Here is a 19,426-nt window from a genome sequence, read left to right on the forward strand (position 1 = left end):
GTCATCATTTACCTGCTCATCAGCACTGTGCACGGGACGGTGACCTGCCAAGGTCCCGGAGCCACGGGAATAACCGCCGCAGGCAAAGAGGGGTTTCCTGCACACTGTTCCTTTGCGGTTCCTACCTTTGGTGCCCATTCCGGACCTGATTGTCGGACCGAGGAAGCCTGGAGGTAACTGGTCGAAATGAAAACTGCCAACACTATGGGCGCCCAGTATCTTGTCCTGTTCGCAGCGATGAGCCCTCTGGCCTCAGCCACAGCGCATGCCACCGGTACAAGGGCAAGCAGAAACATGGAGGGCGCAGCGGCGTAACGGAAAAACGTGAATTGTGAGAGCCAGTCTTCCTTAGTGAAGTTGGCAAAGTCGGACTCCGGTGTGGGATTCAGTAATACGGCTGCAGTCCAGCAGGCCACCGCAGCCCCAAAGGAATACAGTGCAATTGCCCGCCACCGGTTGTCCCCAAAGACCAGCACGTATGCGAGAAGCCCAAAGACAATGACTGCAGGGATTGCGACGGCCAAGGCCCCATAGCTGGCCACGTTCTTTCCCATGGCAGCGGAATCGGTTTCCCACAGTGAACCGAGAGCCTGCAGCAGGAAGCCGTAAAACACCGACAAGGGCTCCACCGCATCGAGCCGGGGCGCTTCCGCGTAGCGCGGATTAAGCACAGTGGCCAGAAACTGAAGCCCAAGCCCTACTATCAAACCGGCCGGAGCCCAGAAATCCTTGCGCCTGACAATTGCCCAGATTGCCAGCGGCAGGAAGATTCCGGCGATAATTTCTGTAGTTGCGGCAAGCAGTGCCGCCAGGAACAGCGCCGAGCGGCCAACCCAGCCCCGCGGCTCGAATATCAGCAACCAAGGGCAAAACCATAGTAGATACCAGTGGAGGTTCGCCGCGTTCCCGAGTACTTCAAGGGGCCCGATGGGAACAAGCACGGGAACCAGCGCGATCATCAATCGATAACTCCGCTGGTGGAACATCTTTCCTGACAGGACGTAACACGCCACTGATATAGATGCCACCACTACGCAACTGAGAAAAGACATCAGCCATGCATAAGACTCGATGGGAGCCAGGGAGTAGGCAATTGCGGAAACGATCCGAGGAATTGTATGCAAATACCCCGCGTAGGGTTCGCCGATGCTCGCCCATGGACCGATAGTTATCGTCTCCTGCAAGAATACTGCGGCATCCTCGGCCCATAAAGTACCTCGCGAAATTTCGGGAAGCCGGAACCACGCGATGAAACTGATAGTGATAAGGGCCACCACATAGACAGCGGACCTAATGATTCCTGACCGCAAGGGGCCAGATGATCGCTTCCCTTGGTGCGTCACCGGGGGCAGCACGACGTCCGAAATTTTTCTCATGATGGAAACAGCTTATAAGGGCGGCCCGCATTCGCTGAACCAGCCATGCCTTCCGCCGTCCCGGCGGGAGATTGGGCTAACGGCATCCGGGCTTCGACTGCAGCGTTAGGCTGGACAGATGCACCGTCCCCAGCTTCCCCTGCCTGCCCGCACCGCCAGGATGGCACTAATCGGAGGCCTTGCTGTCTTCTCCCTGGCAGGGTGTTCTCCCGCCGTGGACGTCGCCGCCGCCAAAGATGCTGCCAATCCTGCCTGCGCACCCATGATGGTGTCATTGCCGGACGTGATCGGAGAAGCACGGTTGCGGAAGACAAACAGCCAGGCAACCGCGGCTTGGGGCGACCCCTCCCTGGTTATTCTTCGCTGCGGCGTCAACGTGCCCGGGCCGACGACCGACCGCTGCGTGACCGTGAACGGCATCGACTGGGTCATCAAGGAAGGCGACCCTGTGTGGACGCTGACCACCTACGGCCGTGAACCGGCCACCGAGATCCTGATGGACCCCGACAAGATCAGCTCCGCTACGGTGCTGGCTGATCTTGCCGCCTCGGCCGGCAAGGTGCCGGCCAGCCGGAATTGCGTGGGCCAGGAAGAGCTGCAGAACCTTCCACAAAGCCAATAGGAGACCATGCGGCAAGCTCCCTGCAGGGCCTCCTGCGAGGCTGTCAGCGCAGGCCAGTCTTCCGGTTAAGCGCAAGGTAAATGAGCTCATCGATCAGGTCCGGATAGCTCAGCCCCGAAGCGGCCCACATTTGCGGGTACATGCTCTTGGGTGTGAAACCCGGCATGGTATTGATTTCGTTGATGATCACTTCGCCTTCGGAAGTGTAGAAGAAGTCAACCCGGCTCAGGCCCTCGGCGCCCACAGCGTCAAACGCCACCGCGGCCAGCTCACGGACCCGGGCGATGGCTTCCTCGGGGATGTCGGCGGGGCAGCTCAGGGCTGCGGCACCGTCCTCGACGTACTTTGCCTCGAAGTCGTAGAACTCATGGCCGCCGCCGGCCACGGAGATCTCCCCCGGCATTGACGTCCGGGGAGCGTCGGTGCCCCTCCCCTCCAGCACCGCGCACTCGATCTCGCGGCCGGCGATGCCCGCTTCGATGACCAGCTTGAGGTCGTGCCGGCGCGCCGCCTCGATGGCGGCGTCCAGTTGTTCGAGGGAGTCCACCTTGGATATCCCCATGGACGAACCGGCACGTGCGGGTTTGACGAAAACGGGGAACCCCAGCATGTCCACTTGTTTCCGGACGGCTTCAGCGTCCTTGCGCCACTGCCGGTCGGTGACCGCGATGTACGGGCCAACCTGCAGGCCGGCAGCCTCGAAGACCACTTTCATGAAGTGTTTGTCCATGCCTACCGCGGAGGCCAGGACCCCGGCGCCCACGTAGCGTGTGTCCGAAAGTTCCAGGAGTCCCTGGATGGTGCCGTCCTCACCGAACGGTCCGTGCAGCAACGGAAAGACCACGTCAACGGTTCCCAGTTCCCGCGGCACTTCGTTGGGTGCTGCCAGGATCAGCTGGTGCTCTCCGCCGATCTGGGCGAGGGTAACGGTTTCCGCTGACGGCGCCACTTCAGGCAGCGACGACGCGGCAAGCGACCACTGGCCGGTATCAGCCGGGGCCAGCACCCACTGGCCCGACTTGGCAATTCCGATGGGAATCACCTCGTACTTGTCCTTATTGATGGCGCCGAGGACACCGGCCGCGGTCACGCAGCTCACGGCATGTTCGCTGGAGCGGCCGCCGAAAAGTACCGCAACCCGGGGCTTGGCGCGCTTCCCTGCGGTCAGGTCGTCATGGGACATGGTCAGTAATCGCCTTCAGGTTTCAGTTCCCGGGACAGCAGGACAGGCCCGAGTTGGTCAACGGACAACTTGCCGGCCAGTACGGCCACAACGGCGGCCGTGATGGGCATGTCGACGCCCAGTTTGCCGGCCAGTTCATGCACGGCCTGGCCTGACTTGATGCCTTCGGCTGTTTGGGTCATCTTCTGGCCCACTTCCTCAAGCGTGAGGCCCTGGCCCAGGAGCCGGCCAGCAGTATGGTTCCGGGACAGCGGTGACGAGCACGTGGCCACGAGGTCACCCAGGCCGGCGAGACCGGCCATGGTCTTCGCGTCACCGCCCAGCGCGAGGGCAAGGCGGGAGGTTTCCGCGAGTCCGCGGGTGATGACCGACGCCTTGGTGTTGTCCCCCATCTGCTTGCCTTCGCAGATGCCCACCGCCAATGCAATAACGTTCTTGACGATGCCGCCAATTTCAACGCCGACCACGTCAGAGGTGGTGTACGGCCGGAAGTACGGCGCAGTGCAACTCCTTGCCAGCCAACCGGCAACGTCCGCTTCCGCGCAGGCCACCACCGAAGCGGTGGGCTCCTCACGGGCGATCTCCATCGCAAGGTTGGGACCGGAGACGACGGCGATGCGTCCGTCGGGCAGGTTCAGCTCCTCCTGGATGACTTGGCTCATCCGGGCGTCGGTGCCGAGCTCGAGTCCCTTCATGAGGGACACGACGACGGCCCCTGGCGCGATCATGTCCCTCCACTCGCGCAGTTGCGGCCGCAAGGACTGGGCCGGCACCGCCAGGACCACCAGGTCAGCGTCCTTGAGCACGTCGCGGACGTCCGTGGACGCCGTGATGGCTGGGGGAAGCTCAATGTCCTTCAAGTACTGCTCATTGCGGTGGATGCCGTTGATCTGGTCAACTACTTCAGCCCGCCGGCCCCACACCCTGATGGCGCGCGGGGACCCCGCGGCAATGGCAGCGTCGGCCAGGATCTTCGCGAAGGTGGTTCCCCACGATCCGGCGCCGAGCACGGCCACGGAACGGGCCGAACCCGTCATGTTCCCGTTCAAGGTCACGGGGCATCCGTCCCGTTGCCGGGATGCTGGTTTTGCTGCCGGCGCTCAACGAAACGCCCGTGCTTGGCCTGCTGCTGCCGTGCGGGATCCCAGCGTTCGGCGGGCGGTTCCTCACCCCGGAGGTCCGCCAGGAGGCCGGTGATTGCGTCCATGATGGCCTCAGTGGCTGCACCCAGGGTGGCTTTGTCCAGCGGCCGGCCGGAGAACGCGCTGAGGTCAACCGGGTCCCCTACCACCACGCGCGACTTCTTCCGCGGAAACAGGTGGAACCGCTTGCCGTAGCGCGGAAAGACCTCGTGCGCACCCCAGTGCGCAATGGGAACCACCGGAATTCCGCCTTCCAGGGCAAGCCTGGCCGCACCGGTGTGGCCTTTCATTGGCCAAAGGTCCGGATCACGTGTCAGGGTGCCTTCGGGGTAGATGATGATCGCCCCGCCCTCAGCGACAACCTCCTGGGCGACCTGCAGCGAGCGGTTCGCTCCCGCCGTCGAACGCTCCACCGGGATCTGCTTGGTGGCCCGCAGCAGCCAGCCAAGGCCGGGAACGTTGAAGAGCCCGGCCTTTGCCAGGAAGTGCGGCGCCCTCTTCTGGTTGTACAGCATGTGCCCCACCACCAATGGGTCAATCTCGGTGCAGTGGTTGGGAGCAGCGATGAACCCGCCGGAGGGAAGTTTCTCGGTTCCTTCCCATTTCTTGTCCATCATGAGGTTCAACAGCGGCCGGGCAACGGTGGCGATGAACACGAATGTGGCCCTGCTTTTGGCCGATTCCTTCACGGTCCGTCCCGTTACTTCGTGATGGTGATGTCGAAATCCGCGCCCAGTCCGGCGAGCTTCTCGGTGAAACGCTCGTACCCGCGGTTGATGATGTCGATGCCCGTCACCCGGGAGGTGCCGGTCGCTGCCAGCGCCGCGATCAGGTGGCTGAAGCCGCCGCGGAGGTCCGGTACGTCGATATCGGTTCCCTTCAGCTGGGTGGGCCCGGAAATCACTGCCGAGTGCAGGAAGTTCCGCTGCCCGAACCTGCAGGGGACGCTGCCCAGGCATTCCCTGTGCACCTGGATGCTGGCACCCATCCTGATCAGGGCGTCGGTGAAGCCGAAGCGGTTCTCGTAGACCGTTTCATGGACGATGGACACGCCCTCCGCCTGCGTGAGCGCCACGACCAGCGGCTGCTGCCAGTCGGTCATGAAGCCGGGGTGGACGTCCGTTTCCAGGACCAGCGGATTAAGCTTCCCGCCCGGGTGGTAAAAGCGGATCCCGTCCTCGCCGATGTCCATCCCGCCGCCCACCTTGCGGTAGGTGTTCAGGAAGGTCATCATGTCCCGCTGGGAAGCCCCTTCAACAAAGATGTCGCCGCGCGTGACCAGGGCTGCGGAGGCCCATGAGGCGGACTCGTTGCGGTCGGAGAGGGCGCGGTGGTTGTAACCGCCAAGGTCACGGACGCCCTCGATGCGGATGGTGCGGTCGGTCTGGACGCTGATGATGGCGCCCATCTTCTGCAGCACGGCAATGAGGTCGATGATCTCAGGTTCAGTGGCGGCGCCGGAGAGTTCGGTAATGCCTTCAGCGCGGGTAGCACTGAGCAGCACCTGCTCGGTGGCCCCCACGGACGGGTACGGCAGTGAGATCTTGGCGCCGTGGAGTCCCTTGGGTGCTGAAATGTGGATCCCGCCCGGGCGCTTTTCCACCACGGCACCGAACTGGCGCAGGACGTCCAGGTGGTAATCGATGGGACGGTCGCCGATCTTGCAGCCGCCCAGGTCAGGAATGAAAGCCTCGCCGATCGCGTGGATCAGGGGCCCGCAGAGGAGGATGGGAATCCGGGAATCGCCTGCGTGGGCGTCAATCGCCGTGCTCGGCGCAGTCTTCGCATCCTTGGGATCAAGGGTAAGGTCGCCGTTTACCGGGTCCTTGACGACGGTGACGCCGTGCAACTGCAGGAGGGATGTGACCACCTCCACATCCTTGATTTCCGGAACGTTCCGCAACACCGACGGTTCGTTGCCCAGCAACGCCGCCACCATCGCCTTGGGAACCAGATTCTTTGCCCCCCGGACGCTGACGCGGCCTGTAAGCGGTACTCCCCCGCGGATTGTCAGAACACTACTCATATACCGGTTTCCTCACGATTACTCGCCCCAAGTCCTTGCAAAGGCTCCACCCAAGCATAGGAGGTCGTGTTACCGAACCGAAATACGCGGGCCCCGCGGACGGGGTGTCGCGGGGCCCGGGCACTGCGGATGGCGGCTATGGGCAGGGCTAGGAAAGCCGGGCCGGCAGGGTTTTCGGCTTGAAAGCGGGCCGGGTCGCTTCGTACGCCGTGATGTCCGCCTCGTGCTGCAGGGTAAGGCCAATGTCGTCAAGGCCCTCGAGCAGGCGCCAGCGGGTGTAATCATCAATATCAAACGGTGCGACGATGTTGCCGCAGACCACCGTCTTGGACTCCAGGTCCACCGTGACCTCAGTGCCGGGAGCGTTCTCCAGCTCTTTCCAGATCAGTTCGATGTCGTCCTGCGCCACCTGCGCTGCCAGGAGTCCCTGCTTGCCGGAGTTGCCGCGGAATATGTCGGCGAACCGGGAAGAGAGGACCGCCTTGAAGCCGTAGTCCTTGAGCGCCCACACCGCGTGTTCCCGCGATGACCCGGTGCCGAAATCCGGTCCGGCCACCAGCACCGATCCGGCGCTGAACGGCTCCTGGTTCAGGATGAAGGAAGGGTCCTTGCGCCAGGCCGAGAAGAGCGCGTCCTCGAAGCCGGTGCGGGTGATCCGCTTGAGGTAGACCGCGGGGATGATCTGGTCCGTGTCAACGTTGCTCTGGCGCAGCGGGACGCCGATGCCGGTGTGCTTGGTGAACTTTTCCATGGTGTGTCCTAGGCTGCGTCGGTGCGGATGGCTGCGGGTTCGGGCGCCGGTTCAAGGTCGGACGGCGAGCTGAGCGTGCCCCGGACGGCCGTGGCGGCTGCCACCACAGGCGAAACCAGGTGGGTGCGGCCGCCTTTGCCCTGGCGTCCTTCGAAGTTGCGGTTGGAGGTGGAGGCGCAGCGCTCCCCCGGTTCCAGCTGGTCCGGGTTCATGCCCAGGCACATGGAGCAGCCGGCGAACCGCCACTCGGCACCAAAGTCCTTGAACACGCGGTCCAGGCCCTCAGCCTCGGCCTCCAGGCGGACCCGCGCGGAGCCGGGCACCACTAGCATGCGGACCTTCGGGTCCTTTTCCCGGCCGCGGATGATGTCCGCCGCTGCGCGGAGGTCCTCGATCCGGGAGTTGGTGCAGGAACCAAGGAAGACGGTGTCCACGCGGATGTCCTTCATCGGCGTGCCCGCCTCCAGCCCCATGTACTGCAGGGCGCGCTCGGCGGCGGCTTTGGCGTTCTCGTCGCCGAAGTCCTCCGGCGAGGGCACCGCTTCGGACAGCGAGACGCCCTGGCCGGGGTTGGTGCCCCAGGTGACGAAGGGCTCCAGCGTGTCGGCGTCCAGGTCCACCTGGGCGTCGAAGGTGGCGTCGTCGTCGGTCCTCAAGGTGTTCCAGTACTCGACGGCGGCATCCCAGTCCGCGCCCTCGGGCGCATGCGGGCGGCCTTTCATGTAGGCGTAGGTGGTTTCGTCCGGAGCCACCATGCCGGCACGGGCACCGGCTTCGATCGACATGTTGCAGATGGTCATCCGCGCTTCCATGGACAGCGCGCGGATCGCCGAGCCGCGGTACTCAAGGACGTACCCCTGGCCTCCGCCGGTGCCGATCTTGGCTATGACCGCCAGGATGATGTCTTTTGCGGTGACGCCCGGACGCAGTGTTCCCTCGACATTGATCGCCATGGTCTTGAACGGCTTCAGGGAGAGCGTTTGGGTGGCCATGACGTGCTCCACCTCGGAGGTTCCGATACCCATGGCCAGGGCACCGAAAGCACCGTGCGTGGAGGTGTGGGAGTCGCCGCATACCACCGTCATCCCAGGCTGGGTGAGGCCCAACTGCGGACCCACGACGTGGACGATGCCCTGTTCGGCGTCGCCCAGGCTGTGCAGCCGGACACCGAACTCGGCGCAGTTGTTGCGCAGGGTCTGGATCTGCGTGCGGCTGGTCAGGTCGGCGATAGGCTTGTCGATGTCCAGCGTCGGAGTGTTGTGGTCCTCCGTGGCGATGGTCAGGTCCGGACGGCGGAGCTTGCGTCCGGCGAGCCGCAGGCCCTCAAACGCCTGCGGGGACGTGACCTCATGGACCAGGTGGAGGTCGATGAAGAGAAGGTCGGGCTGGGCGTTGGCTCCGTCGCCGTCGCCTTTGCGCACCACGTGTGCGTCCCAGACTTTCTCGGCCAATGTCTTTGCCATGGCCATCTCCCTTCACTGCTGTTTGGCTGATTGGTTTAACTGAATCAGGACGGCTTCATACTGCGCCAGCCGAAAGATTTGCATCTCAGATATTGAGACGGCAATATCATTACATGGACAATTCTAGTGGAGTCGGTGTCATTGATAAAGCGGCCCAGGTGCTTGATGCACTGGAGGCCGGCCCCACCACGCTGGCGCAGCTGGTGGCAGCCACGGGCCTGGCCCGGCCCACGGTCCATCGCCTTGCCCTGGCCCTTGTCCACCACCGGTTGGTCAGCCGGGATATCCAGGGCCGCTTCGTCCTGGGCAGCAGGCTCGTCGAGCTGGCATCGGCCGCAGGCGAGGACCGCCTGATCGCGTCCGCGGGACCCGTGCTCATGCAGTTGCGCGACGCCACCGGCGAAAGTGCCCAGATCTTCCGCCGCCAGGGTGACTGGCGCGTGTGCGTGGCCTCCGCCGAGCGCCCCATCGGCCTTCGCGACACCATTCCCGTCGGCACGCAGCTGTCCATGAAGGCAGGATCGGCGGCGCAGGTCCTGCTCGCCTGGGAGGACCACGACCGGCTGCTGGAGGGCCTGCAGTCGGCACGCTTCACGCCAACGGTATTGGCGGGCGTACGACGGCGGGGCTGGGGCCAGAGCCTGGGCGAACGTGAGCCTGGGGTTGCCTCAGTCTCGGCACCCGTAAGGGGACCTTCCGGCCGCGTGATTGCTGCAGTGTCGATTTCCGGTCCCATCGAGCGGCTCACCCGCCAGCCCGGCCGGCTCCATGCGGAAGTGGTGTGCAACGCCGCCCGGATCCTCACCGAGGCGCTCCGGAAAAACAACGACTGACGTGTCCGGTCCGGCGCCGGTCCGGACGCTAGGCTGTGGCCATGGGCAGCTATGCAGTGTTTCTCCGCGGCATCAATGTGGGCGGGATCAACATCAGGATGTCGGACCTCAGGGATGCCCTGAAGACCTGCGGCTTTCCCGACGCCAGGACACTTCTGGCCAGCGGAAACGTGGTGCTCACCAGTACCCTCGATGCCGGCGCCGTCAAGAAGGAATGTGAACAGTGCCTTCGCGCGGTTTTCGGCTATGAGGCCTGGGTCGTTGTCCTGGATTCAGCCCGGTTGGCCGAACTGGTGGCCGCCTGTCCCTATCCCGAGGATGACAAGAGCACCCATACCTACGTGACCCTGTCCTCGGACGTCGCGGTGCTTGATGACCTGGACGCGGCGGGCGCGGCACTTGAGGGCGCCCAGCAACTACGGCTCGGTCCGGAAGCCCTGGCCTGGCTGGCGCCTGCCGGCGGAACTCTGGACAGCCCTTTCAGCAAGATCACGGCAAAAGCAAAGTTCAAGTCGGCAACCACCACGCGCAACCTTCGGACGCTCATCAAGGTACGTGACGCTGCCGCCGCGCTTGAGCCAGCGGACGGGTAGGACTGGGCGGACCAGGCGGGGTGCCAGCCGTTTCCTTAGCTTTTCCCCGCGCTTCGCAGGGCTGCATTGAAGGCGGCCAGCCGGCTGACCACCGTCTCCACCGGTTCCACGACCAAATCCTCTGCCACGAGGGCTACGGCACTCTTTAGCCGCTTTCGCGCCCTCGCCGCCCTGGCATTGGCAGCGGCGGCCGCGATGAAGCGGCCGGTGATGGCCAGGAAGATCCCCAGCACCACTCCCAGGGCGATCATCAAGGTAGGCACTGGCCAGCCCTCCACGCGCGGCACCTCGGGCACTGGCATCTGGAAGTAGCCCAGGCCGGCCAGCACGCCGAGCCAGCCGAGCCCGCCCAGCACCGTTAGCAATGCCAGCCATTGCGCCACGTTGAAGATGCCCCACCACCACGACTTGCGGTTGGCGCCGATGTCCGTTCCGGCGATGGCCTGGTCCAGTGCGTCCGGCAGCCGGTCACGGCCTTCCCGGGCGGCGCCCCTGATGGCAGCACGCCACGGCCCGGGCGCGCCCGCGCTGGCGGCGTCCGCGAAAGTGCGCACGGCGGCGTCCGTCCGGGCACGCTCCGGTGCACCGGCAGGCGGCAGTGACGTCCGGTTCAGCTCCGCCGGGGTGTTGCTGCGCAAATTGAGCCGGCGGAGGGGGTCCGGGCGGAACCTGGCGAGCCAACGTGTCACGGGCCAACCGGTCCGGCGCACGGATTCCAGGCGGTAGGAACGGGCAACGGCACCGACTACAACCGGCACGTTTGCGGCCGCTGCCAGTTCATCTGCCAGCCTGGACTTCGCCGCGGTCCCCGCCCCGGCGGCCTCCCCCTCCCCCGAGGCTGCCCGCAGGTCCTGGCTTGCCTTGGTGATGTCGGCCGCCAGCCTCTGCGACTGGGCTTTGCGCTGTACGGCAACGGCGCGGATGGCGGCCCGCAGCATGTCCACACCGGCACCTGTCACAGCGGAAGTTGCGAGCACCTTCACCTGGCCGAGGCCGTCACGGGCCAGGATGCCCCGGAGGGATTCGAGCACCGGCTCCACGTCCGGTGCAGGCAACCGGTCAACCTGGTTCAGGACCACGAGCGTGACGGCACCATGGGATGCCAGCGGCGCGAGGAAGCCGTTGTGCACTGCCGCGTCTGCATACTTTTGCGGATCCAGGACCCACACCAGGACGTCCACCAGTCCCACCATCCGCTGCACCACCTGGCGGTTGGCCTCCCGGGTCGAGTCAAAGTCGGGCAAATCCAGCAGGATCAGGCCTGTCCCGTCGTCGGCGAAGCCATCCACCGCCGCTGCGTGATGGCGGCTGCGGACCTCCAGCCAGTCAAGGAGCGGCTCGCTGCCGTCTGCTCCCCAGACACCGGCCAGAGGTTCCGATGTTGTGGGGCGGCGGGCGGCCGCCGTCGCGATTTCCTTGCCGCTGACCGCATTGAACAGGGAGGATTTGCCGCTGCCGGTGGCACCGAAGAAGCCCACCACGGTGTGGTCCGCGGACAGTGACCGGCGGGAAGTTGCCCTGTCCAGGACAGCCAGCACGTTCTGCAGGGACTCATCGGGAAGGACGCCCTCGCCGAGTTCCCGGGCATCGTTGAGCGCCTGGAGCCGGCCGTCCAGCCGGGAGGACTCCCGGGCACCGGTGTGCCGGCTCACGCGCTGCCTGCCAGCCGGACCAGGGCATCGGACTGCGCGGTGAGGAAGCGGTCCGCGGCGTCACCGGTTTCCGGCAGCCGGCGCAGGAACTTCTGCTGCTCTTCCTGCAGCAGATGCTCGCAGCGGGCAGCGAGGTCCTCGCGCGCCTTGTCGGCCATCCGGCGGACGGCGTCCTCGCCGAACACGGCTTCCAACAGCCGCTGGCCAATCACGGCGGTTCCGCCGGCAACACCAATCTCCAGGCCGGTCAATCCCGCCGTCATCGAAAACACCACGATCATCAGTGCAGCGCCGAGGCCGTTGATGCCGAAGGACAGCCACCGCGCCTGCGTCCTTTTGCCCTGGCCCTCGGTTCGGATGAGCTCCATCAGTGCCTCCTGCCAGGCGCGGATTTCCGCGGCAGCACGCTCGGCAAAACCCGCGTCCGTGCCGGAGAGGTCGTCGCCGCCCAGCAACTGCCGGCCTGCCGGATCGGACCGCCAGCGCTGGTCGGTCTCCTCCGCAGCGTTGGCTGCCTCGTCCAGGATCACGGCCTGCAGGCCTGTCTCGATGGCAGCCTCCACCTGCACGGCGGGAGGGGGTTCGCCGCGGAAGAAGGCGCCAAGCCGGTCCCGGAAGCGGCCCACGTTCTGTTCCAGCGCCCGGAAGAACTCGCCGGTGCCCACGAAGTCCTGCCAACGCGCGAGGACTTCGCCGCGGAGGAGCGCGCCGTCCCTGGTGGCGTCCATGATGCGTTTTCCCGCGTCCCTGTACGCGGACACGGCGGCGGATTCAAGGCTGGCGGCTGCGCGCTGCTGCTCGGCTGAGGCCAGGGCTATGGCGGCAACCCGGGCGGCCAGTGTCCTGATTGCACCGTTCAGGGTCCGCCGGGCAACAGCGGAACGGGCAGCAGTATCGGCGGCGAGGTTCTCCAGCCATGCGGCCAGCGGACTGACCGTTCCACCCGGCAGCATGCCCAGCGAATCCAGCGCGGTCTCGGGGATGATAAACAGCTGCGCAGCTCCCAGGCCTTCGCTGTCCAGTAGCGACCGCAGGTCCTCGCTGACTTCAGCCTCCGCACCCGGCGGCACCCGGTCCAGCACCACCGCCACCATGATGTCCCGTCCGGCCGCGTCCAGCAGCAGTTTCCAGGGAACGGCATCGGCATACCGGTTGGCCGTGGTGACAAAGACCCAGAGGTCGGCTGCCGCCAGCAGCTGCCCCGCGAGCTTCCTGTTTTCGTCCGAGATGGAGTCCACGTCCGGCGCGTCCAGCAGGGCGATCCCGGCGGGAACGGCCGGATCTGCCAGCAGGACAAGGGACGACGACGGTGCGGCGTCAGGAGTTGGCCCTGACTGGGCGGCGGGACCCTGGGCCCCTGCCAGGGTCCCGCGGATCCTGCTAAGGCCGGGAAGAACACGCTGTCCCTCGAACCAGGCTGCCTCCGACGGATTGTGCAGCAGGATGGGCTGGCGGGTGGTGGGCCGGATTGCCCCTGCCCGGGTTACCGGATGGCCTGCGAGCGCATTTACAAGGGTTGACTTCCCGGCACCGGTGGAACCTCCGACGACCGCGAGCAGCGGGGCGTCCAGGCTGCGGTAACGCGGAAGAATGTAGTCATCCAGCTGGCTTAGTGCGTTGGCCGCGTCAAGCCGGGCGTGGCCGGCACCGGGCAGGGCCAGGGGCAAAGTGACGTCCGCAAGAGCGCTCCGCACACTTTCCAGCAACGCCACCGCTTCCGCGGTCCGCTCCGGCTGGTTGAGGTCGTCGTGCTCGTTCCGGGAGGTCACACCAACATCATGCCAGCTCACGGGTCCCAGGCATGCGGGGCAGGCTGGTTCCCCTACTAATGGTCAACTCCCCGTGAAAGGAAAGGGGGAATAGTCCGTTCTGCGGGGAGGACCCGCGTGAGCCGCCGAATTCGGAGTTGAGGAGGAAACAGAAATGGTCCCGGGCTTGTGCCCGGGACCATTCGTTGGTGACCCCAGCGGGATTCGAACCCGCGTTACCGCCGTGAGAGGGCGGCGTACTAGGCCGCTATACGATGGGGCCGTGTACTTCCTGCCAGCGTTTCCGCTGGTCAAGCTCAGTGATTGTTTCACACACTTCGCTTTGGTTTCAAATCGGCAGACCGTTTGAAACCTTCCGTTCCGGGACCGGAAAACCGATGCTCAGACCAGAGCTGGGATACCAGGACTCGAACCTAGAATGACGGTACCAGAAACCGTAGTGTTGCCAATTACACCATATCCCAATGTCACTTTCGGGCCGGTTTTCAGGGCATTCACCCTGCTCCGTGCGCCTCAGCACGAGAAATTACTTTACCCGAGACTTTCGGCTCGCACAAATCCGTTGGGTGTGACTTGGCTGACCAGCTGATCCAGGGAGGCGACCATGCCGCCGGCGAAACCCTCGACCCGTTCCCCGGTCCGGTTGAGCCAAACGCCCAGCAGGCCGGCCGCCGTCGAACCCTCCGCGTCCAGCAGCCGGTTGTCCCCCACGTAAAGCGTTTCGGCGGCAGCCGTCCCCAGGAGCCGGACGCCCTCAAGGTAGATCGCGGGATTGGGTTTTGCCACACCGAGAGTGTCCGTTCCCACCAGCCGCGCGACGCGCTCCAGGCCGGCGCTGTCCAGCTTGGCGCGCTGATAGTCGTGCACATTGTTGCTGACCGCCCCGTAGGGGACGCCCGCGCTGTCCAGAATGTCGAGCAGCGGCAGCACGTCGGGGAAAGGCTTGACGTACGCAGGCTGCCGCTCCATGTAGTCGCTGAGCCACTGGTGCGATTCCTCACCGTCGGCCAGTTCCACGCCGAAGTGGCCCAGTGCCGCACGGCCACGGAGCAGGCGTTGCTCGTTGAACGTCAGCTCACCGGCAAGGTACTGGTCGTAGTAGTGCGTGGTCTCGTGGGTGAAAATGCGGCCGAACCGCTCCCACCCGGCCTGGTCCAGGCCGGGCAGGAGGTGTTCGCTGACCTCCCGCAAGGCAGTGGTCATCGAATATTCGAGGTCAACCAGGGTGTCGTCAATGTCGAAGAGCACGCCCCGCACAGTCCCGAAGGGTGTTTCCAGGACGCCGCGCGCCTTGCCGGGAACAGTCATCAGCCGCGGAAGGCCCGGAGCCGGCGCAGGGACGATTCCTTGCCCAGAATCACCATGGACTCAAACAGCGGCGGCGAGATCCGCCGGCCGGACACGGCAGTACGGACCGGACCGAATGCGAGGCGCGGTTTGATGCCCAGGTCCTCCACGAGCGCCTGCTTGAGTGCCGTCTGGATGTTATCCGGGGTCCAGTCATCCACGGGTTCAAGCGCGGTGATGGCCGCATCCAGGACTTCTTCCAGGTTTTGGGGCAGGCCCTTGCGGGCGTCGTCGGCAATGTCGATGGCATCGTCCGGCTTGAAAAGGAAGGCAAGCATTTCCGGGGCCTCGCCCAGCAGGGTGATGCGCTCCTGGATCAGCGGCGCCGCCTCGGTGAGGATTTCCTCCTCGCGGTCGGTCAGGATTTCCCCCACCAGGTCAGCGGCACGGAGGTAAGGCGCAAGGCGCTCCCTGAACACCTCGGGAGGAAGCATCCGCACGTGCGTTCCGTTGATGGCCTCGGCCTTCTTGAGGTCGAAACGGGCCGGGTTGCCCAGGACGTCGTGGATATCGAAATGCTCCACGAGCTGGTCCACGGTGAAGATGTCCTCATCGGCGCTGAGCGACCAGCCCAGCAGCGAGAGATAGTTGAGCAGACCCTCCGGAATGAAGCCGCGTTCACGGTGCAGGAAGAGGCTGGACTCGGGGTCGCGCTTGGAAAGCTTCTTGTTGCCCTGGCCCATGACGTAGGGCAGGTGGCCGAACTCCGGCATGTACTTGGCAACGCCCACCGCATGCAGGGCGCGGTACAGCGCGATCTGCCGTGGCGTGGAGCTGAGCAGGTCCTCGCCGCGCAGCACATGGGTAATGCCCATCAAAGCATCGTCCACCGGGTTGACCAGGGTGTAGAGGGGGGCACCGTTGGCGCGCACTACGGCGAAGTCCGGCACGGACCCGGCGCGGAAGGTGATTTCGCCGCGGACCAGGTCGTTGAAGGTGATGTCCTCGTCGGGCATCCGAAGACGAAGCACAGCCTCGCGGCCCTCAGCCTTGTACTGGGCGAGCTGCTCCTCGGTCAGATGCCGGTCGAAGCCGTCATAGCCCAGCTTCGGGTCGCGTCCTGCTGCACGGTGGCGGGCCTCAATCTCCTCCGGAGTGGAGAAGGACTCGTAGATGTGTCCGCCGTCGCGGAGCCGCTTGATGACGTCCTGGTAGATGTCGCTGCGCTGGGACTGCCGGTACGGCTCGTGCGGTCCGCCGACTTCCACACCCTCGTCCCAGTCGATGCCAAGCCACTTCAGCGCGTCCAGCAGCTGGTGGTAGCTCTCCTCACTGTCCCGCGCCGAGTCGGTGTCCTCAATCCGGAACACCATGGTGCCCTTGGTGTGCCGGGCGTAGGCCCAGTTGAACAGGGCCGTCCGGATCAGGCCGACGTGCGGGGTTCCCGTTGGCGACGGGCAGAAGCGGACCCGGACGGGTGTCTCGGCGGTGACGGGCGGGATGGAGGCAGCAGGCGGTGCAGAAGCTGTAGTCATAGTGGCTTCAACTTTACCGCCTGGCCGCCCCCGGTCTTTCGCCCGCCGCCTGGAGTCAGCGGCGGACGATCGGGTTGGAGAGCCGCCCGATTCCTTCGATCTCCACCTCGAAGCGGTCCCCCGCGTTAACCAGGCCCACCCCCGCCGGGGTGCCCGTCATGATGACGTCGCCGGGCAGTAGGGTGAAGGCCTGCGAGACCACGGACACCAGTTCGCGGACCCCGCGGATCATCTGGCTGGTGCTGCCGTCCTGGCGCACTTCGCCATTCAGCCGCCCCTGGATCTGGAGGTCCTCGGTATCCAGGTCGGTCTCGATCCACGGTCCCAGCGGGGCTGAGGTGTCGAAGCCCTTGGCCCGCGTCCACTGCAGGTCGGTCTTCTGGACGTCGCGGGCCGTGAGGTCGTTGCCGCAGGTGTAGCCGAAGATGACGTCGTCCACGCGGTCTTCTGGAACGTCTTTGCAGATCCGGCCGATGACCACGCACAGTTCCGCCTCGAACGAGACTTCCTCGGAAAATTCCGGCAGCACCACAGGATCGTTGGGGCCCACGACGGCGGTGTTGGGCTTCAGGAACAGGAGCGGCTGTACGGGCACCTCGTTGCCAAGCTCATGTGCGTGCTCCACGAAGTTCCGCCCCACGCCAATGACTTTGCTGCGCGGAATGATGGGCGCCAGCAGCCGGACGTCCTCCAGCTTGTGGCGGACGGACGTGCGCTCAACACCGTTGAAGAAGGGGTCTCCGTGGATGACCGTGATTTCCTCACTGCCCGCAGCACCTTCAACAACTCCGTAGAGGGGATCAGAATCGACAACAAACCTGGCAATACGCATGGTCCCTACCCTACCGTTCCGCTCCGGCTGGCCAGCGCCCGGCCGGTGCCGGCGTGCGGCCTATTGCCGCCCGGCCTCTTCGCGCAGGTAGTGCAACTGGGCAGCAACGGACATTTCAGCGGCGCGGCGGACGGAAGGTCCGACGTCGGCATAGACGGCGTCGGCCACCTCACCGACGGTTGCGTCCCGGCCCAGAAGGCGGAGCGCCTCACGGATCTGGCCGAGCCGCTCCTGCCGGTGGAGGCGGTACTCACGCGCAACGGCCTCCAGCGAGGGAAGCAACGGGCCGTGAGCCGGCAGGACGGTGGCGGGTCCGAGTGCCTCAAGCCTGTCCAGCGTGGCGAGGTAGTCGCCCAGTGTGCCGTCCGGGAAATCAAGCATGGTGGTGCCCCTGCCCAGGATCGTATCGCCGGTCAGCACCGAGCCGTGGGCGCCGTCGCCAGCCAAGTGGAAGCAGAGGGAATCCGACGTGTGGCCGGGGGTGGCAAGGACCGTCATGTCCAGGCCTGCCGCGTGGATCAGTTCACCGTCCCGGAGGGGTTCTCCGGCGCCGTGGCAGTGGGCAGGGTCCGCGGCACGGACCGGGGCGCCCGTCAGTTCCTGCAGCCGGGCCGAGCCCGCGGTGTGGTCCGCGTGCCGGTGCGTGACGAGGATCAGTTCCACGTCTCCGGCCTGCGCCAAGGCTAGCAGGTGTGTTTCGTTGGAAGGGCCGGGATCAACGATGACAGCTGACGGATGGCCGGCTGCCCGGAGGACGTACGAGTTTGTCCCGTCCAGGCTCATGGGACCGGGATTGGGGGCAAGAATGAACTGTGTGAGTGCTGAACTGCGCTGCAGTTTGGGGCCGGAATCTGAAGTCACTGCCCCATCCTTGCATCGACGGCCGAATGTCCGCAGCCCGGGCCCATAGACTCCCGCCGGAATAGAAGGGCTGACGGCCAGGGTTGACGACCGGGGACAGTCACGCCACTTGACCAGGAAGCCGGAACCGAAAATGAGCAGCGCAACAACCCTTGCAGAACTCCTCGCCAACGCTGAAGCGCCGTCGCCGGGTCTTTCCTTGGCTTGCCCGCAAGACCTGGGCTCCAAGGCCCTGTTGTGCCAACAGGCTTAGGATCCGCGGCGCCCTGCCCCTGCAAACCAAACGGCGCCTGCCGGGCAGAAGCCCGGCAGGCGCCGTCGTCACTCTCGGAGATTCATCCTGACTCAGGCCAGGCGGGTCAGCCAGCCGTGGGTGTCCGGGGATGTGCCGGTCTGGATGCCAAGCAGCCTCTCCCGGATGGCCATGGTGGTCTCCCCCGCCTTCGCGTCTTCGGAGCCGATGAACTCCGTTGCGTCCTTCAGCACACCGATCGGGGTGATCACGGCCGCGGTGCCGCAGGCAAAGACTTCGGCAATGTCGCCGGACGCGACGCCGTCGCGCCACTCGTCCAGGGTGATCTTGCGTTCGGCGACCTCGCGGCCCATGTCCTTGGCCACCTGGATGACGGACATCCGGGTGACGCCTTCAAGGATGGTTCCGGTGAGCGCAGGGGTGGCGAGCGAGCCGTCCTTCATGACGAAGAACACGTTCATGCCTCCCAGTTCTTCGACGGCGTTGTCGTTGAGCTGGTCCAGGAACAGCACCTGCTTGCAGCCGTTGGCTTCGGCTTCCTGCTGCGCGATGAGCGAGGCGGCGTAGTTTCCGCCGCACTTGGCTGCACCGGTGCCGCCCCGGCCTGCACGGGCGTACTCCCGGGAAATCCAGATGGACACGGGCTTGAGCTCCCCGCCGAAGTAGTTGCCTGCCGGCGAGGCGATCACCCGGAAGGAAACCTCACGCGCGGCACGCACGCCCAGGAATGCTTCGGTGGCAATCATGAACGGGCGCAGGTACAGGGACTCGCCGTCACCGTCCGGGACCCATTCCTTGTCGGCAGCCACAAGCTCGCGGATGGCGCCGAGGAAGTACTCGGCCGGAAGCTCGGGAAGGGCGAGCCTGCGCGCGGACTTGTTCAGGCGGGCGGCGTTGGCTTCTGCACGGAACGTCCATACCGAGCCGTCCGCGTGGCGGTAAGCCTTGAGCCCCTCAAAGATTTCCTGCCCGTAGTGCAGCACGGCAGCCGACGGGTCCAGGGAAATGGGTCCGTAGGCTTCCACCCGGGGGTTGTGCCAGCCGCCGTTGCCGTTCTCGTCGACGCTGTAGTCGACGATGGCGGTGTGGTCGGTGAAGTAGTTGCCGAATCCCGGGTTCGCCAGGATGGCTGCACGCTCTTCAGCAGACTTCGGGTTGGCCGAGGGCTGCTGGCTGAATTCGACGCCGTGGGCAGTCTGGGTCATGGTTCCTCCACGATCGGCCGCCCCGGGTTCAGCACTGAACGGC

Annotated in this window: 17 protein-coding genes and 2 tRNA genes; 3 read left to right on the plus strand and 16 right to left on the minus strand. The window is 65.3% G+C overall.

Annotation, left to right across the window (positions count from 1 at the left end; all coding sequences use genetic code 11):
* Window positions 1-8 precede the first annotated feature (8 nt).
* Window positions 9-1,052: a hypothetical protein gene (locus AC5RUU_RS13675; RefSeq protein WP_493975750.1), complete on the minus strand. Its 1,044-nt coding sequence runs from the start codon at window positions 1,050-1,052 to the stop codon at window positions 9-11.
* A gap of 442 nt (window positions 1,053-1,494) precedes the next feature.
* On the opposite strand from AC5RUU_RS13675, the gene AC5RUU_RS13680 reads away from it, so the two are divergent.
* Window positions 1,495-1,998, plus strand: a complete 504-nt coding sequence (locus AC5RUU_RS13680; RefSeq protein ID WP_493975751.1) for a DUF3515 family protein — start codon at window positions 1,495-1,497, stop codon at window positions 1,996-1,998.
* Between the two features lie 43 nt (window positions 1,999-2,041).
* On the opposite strand, the gene AC5RUU_RS13685 is transcribed toward AC5RUU_RS13680, so the two are convergent.
* The 6 genes from AC5RUU_RS13685 to leuC all read right to left on the minus strand — a co-directional run bounded on the left by AC5RUU_RS13685 (window position 2,042) and on the right by leuC (window position 8,563).
* Window positions 2,042-3,181, minus strand: a complete 1,140-nt coding sequence (locus AC5RUU_RS13685; RefSeq protein ID WP_493975752.1) for a D-alanine--D-alanine ligase family protein — start codon at window positions 3,179-3,181, stop codon at window positions 2,042-2,044.
* A gap of 2 nt (window positions 3,182-3,183) precedes the next feature.
* Window positions 3,184-4,218 (minus strand): NAD(P)H-dependent glycerol-3-phosphate dehydrogenase, encoded by a 1,035-nt coding sequence (locus AC5RUU_RS13690; protein WP_493975919.1) that lies wholly within the window; start codon window positions 4,216-4,218, stop codon window positions 3,184-3,186.
* A 14-nt stretch (window positions 4,219-4,232) separates the two neighbouring features.
* Window positions 4,233-5,012, minus strand: coding sequence for a lysophospholipid acyltransferase family protein (locus AC5RUU_RS13695; protein ID WP_493975753.1), 780 nt, complete (start codon window positions 5,010-5,012; stop codon window positions 4,233-4,235).
* An 11-nt stretch (window positions 5,013-5,023) separates the two neighbouring features.
* On the minus strand, window positions 5,024-6,349 hold the full coding sequence (murA, locus tag AC5RUU_RS13700; RefSeq protein WP_493975754.1) for a UDP-N-acetylglucosamine 1-carboxyvinyltransferase: 1,326 nt from the start codon (window positions 6,347-6,349) through the stop codon (window positions 5,024-5,026).
* A 148-nt stretch (window positions 6,350-6,497) separates the two neighbouring features.
* Entirely contained in the window at window positions 6,498-7,100 is a 603-nt protein-coding gene (gene leuD / locus AC5RUU_RS13705) for a 3-isopropylmalate dehydratase small subunit (RefSeq protein ID WP_493975755.1), read from the minus strand.
* Between the two features lie 8 nt (window positions 7,101-7,108).
* Complete coding sequence (gene leuC, locus AC5RUU_RS13710) at window positions 7,109-8,563, minus strand: 3-isopropylmalate dehydratase large subunit (RefSeq protein WP_493975756.1); 1,455 nt, start codon at window positions 8,561-8,563, stop codon at window positions 7,109-7,111.
* A gap of 113 nt (window positions 8,564-8,676) precedes the next feature.
* Here leuC and AC5RUU_RS13715 point away from each other — a divergent pair, with 113 nt between their 5' ends.
* Window positions 8,677-9,396, plus strand: coding sequence for an IclR family transcriptional regulator (locus AC5RUU_RS13715; RefSeq protein ID WP_463934024.1), 720 nt, complete (start codon window positions 8,677-8,679; stop codon window positions 9,394-9,396).
* A gap of 41 nt (window positions 9,397-9,437) precedes the next feature.
* A complete protein-coding gene (locus tag AC5RUU_RS13720; RefSeq protein ID WP_493975757.1) occupies window positions 9,438-9,989 on the plus strand; it encodes a DUF1697 domain-containing protein in 552 nt (183 codons plus the stop codon).
* A 35-nt stretch (window positions 9,990-10,024) separates the two neighbouring features.
* Here AC5RUU_RS13720 and AC5RUU_RS13725 read toward each other — a convergent pair whose 3' ends face one another.
* The 9 genes from AC5RUU_RS13725 to AC5RUU_RS13765 form a co-directional block, all read right to left on the minus strand.
* Window positions 10,025-11,641, minus strand: a complete 1,617-nt coding sequence (locus tag AC5RUU_RS13725; protein WP_493975758.1) for a GTPase — start codon at window positions 11,639-11,641, stop codon at window positions 10,025-10,027.
* A complete protein-coding gene (locus tag AC5RUU_RS13730; RefSeq protein ID WP_493975759.1) occupies window positions 11,638-13,410 on the minus strand; it encodes a dynamin family protein in 1,773 nt (590 codons plus the stop codon). Before AC5RUU_RS13730 ends, AC5RUU_RS13725 begins: the two co-directional genes overlap by 4 nt.
* Before the next feature lie 186 nt (window positions 13,411-13,596).
* Window positions 13,597-13,672: transfer RNA gene (locus AC5RUU_RS13735), tRNA-Glu, on the minus strand.
* Window positions 13,673-13,802: 130 nt separating this feature from the next.
* A tRNA-Gln gene (locus tag AC5RUU_RS13740) sits at window positions 13,803-13,874 on the minus strand.
* Window positions 13,875-13,941: 67 nt separating this feature from the next.
* Window positions 13,942-14,718: an HAD family hydrolase gene (locus AC5RUU_RS13745; protein ID WP_493975760.1), complete on the minus strand. Its 777-nt coding sequence runs from the start codon at window positions 14,716-14,718 to the stop codon at window positions 13,942-13,944.
* Window positions 14,718-16,232 carry a glutamate--tRNA ligase gene (gene gltX / locus AC5RUU_RS13750; RefSeq protein ID WP_493975761.1) on the minus strand — a complete coding sequence of 505 codons (1,515 nt, stop codon included), beginning with the start codon at window positions 16,230-16,232 and terminating at the stop codon, window positions 14,718-14,720. Before gltX ends, AC5RUU_RS13745 begins: the two co-directional genes overlap by 1 nt.
* Before the next feature lie 55 nt (window positions 16,233-16,287).
* Window positions 16,288-17,064 carry a fumarylacetoacetate hydrolase family protein gene (locus tag AC5RUU_RS13755; RefSeq protein ID WP_493975762.1) on the minus strand — a complete coding sequence of 259 codons (777 nt, stop codon included), beginning with the start codon at window positions 17,062-17,064 and terminating at the stop codon, window positions 16,288-16,290.
* A 60-nt stretch (window positions 17,065-17,124) separates the two neighbouring features.
* Window positions 17,125-17,925, minus strand: coding sequence for an MBL fold metallo-hydrolase (locus AC5RUU_RS13760; RefSeq protein ID WP_493975763.1), 801 nt, complete (start codon window positions 17,923-17,925; stop codon window positions 17,125-17,127).
* Window positions 17,926-18,270: 345 nt separating this feature from the next.
* Window positions 18,271-19,383, minus strand: a complete 1,113-nt coding sequence (locus AC5RUU_RS13765) for a branched-chain amino acid aminotransferase (RefSeq protein WP_493975764.1) — start codon at window positions 19,381-19,383, stop codon at window positions 18,271-18,273.
* Window positions 19,384-19,426 lie beyond the last annotated feature (43 nt).

This window comes from Arthrobacter sp. K4-10C, from assembly GCF_059090085.1.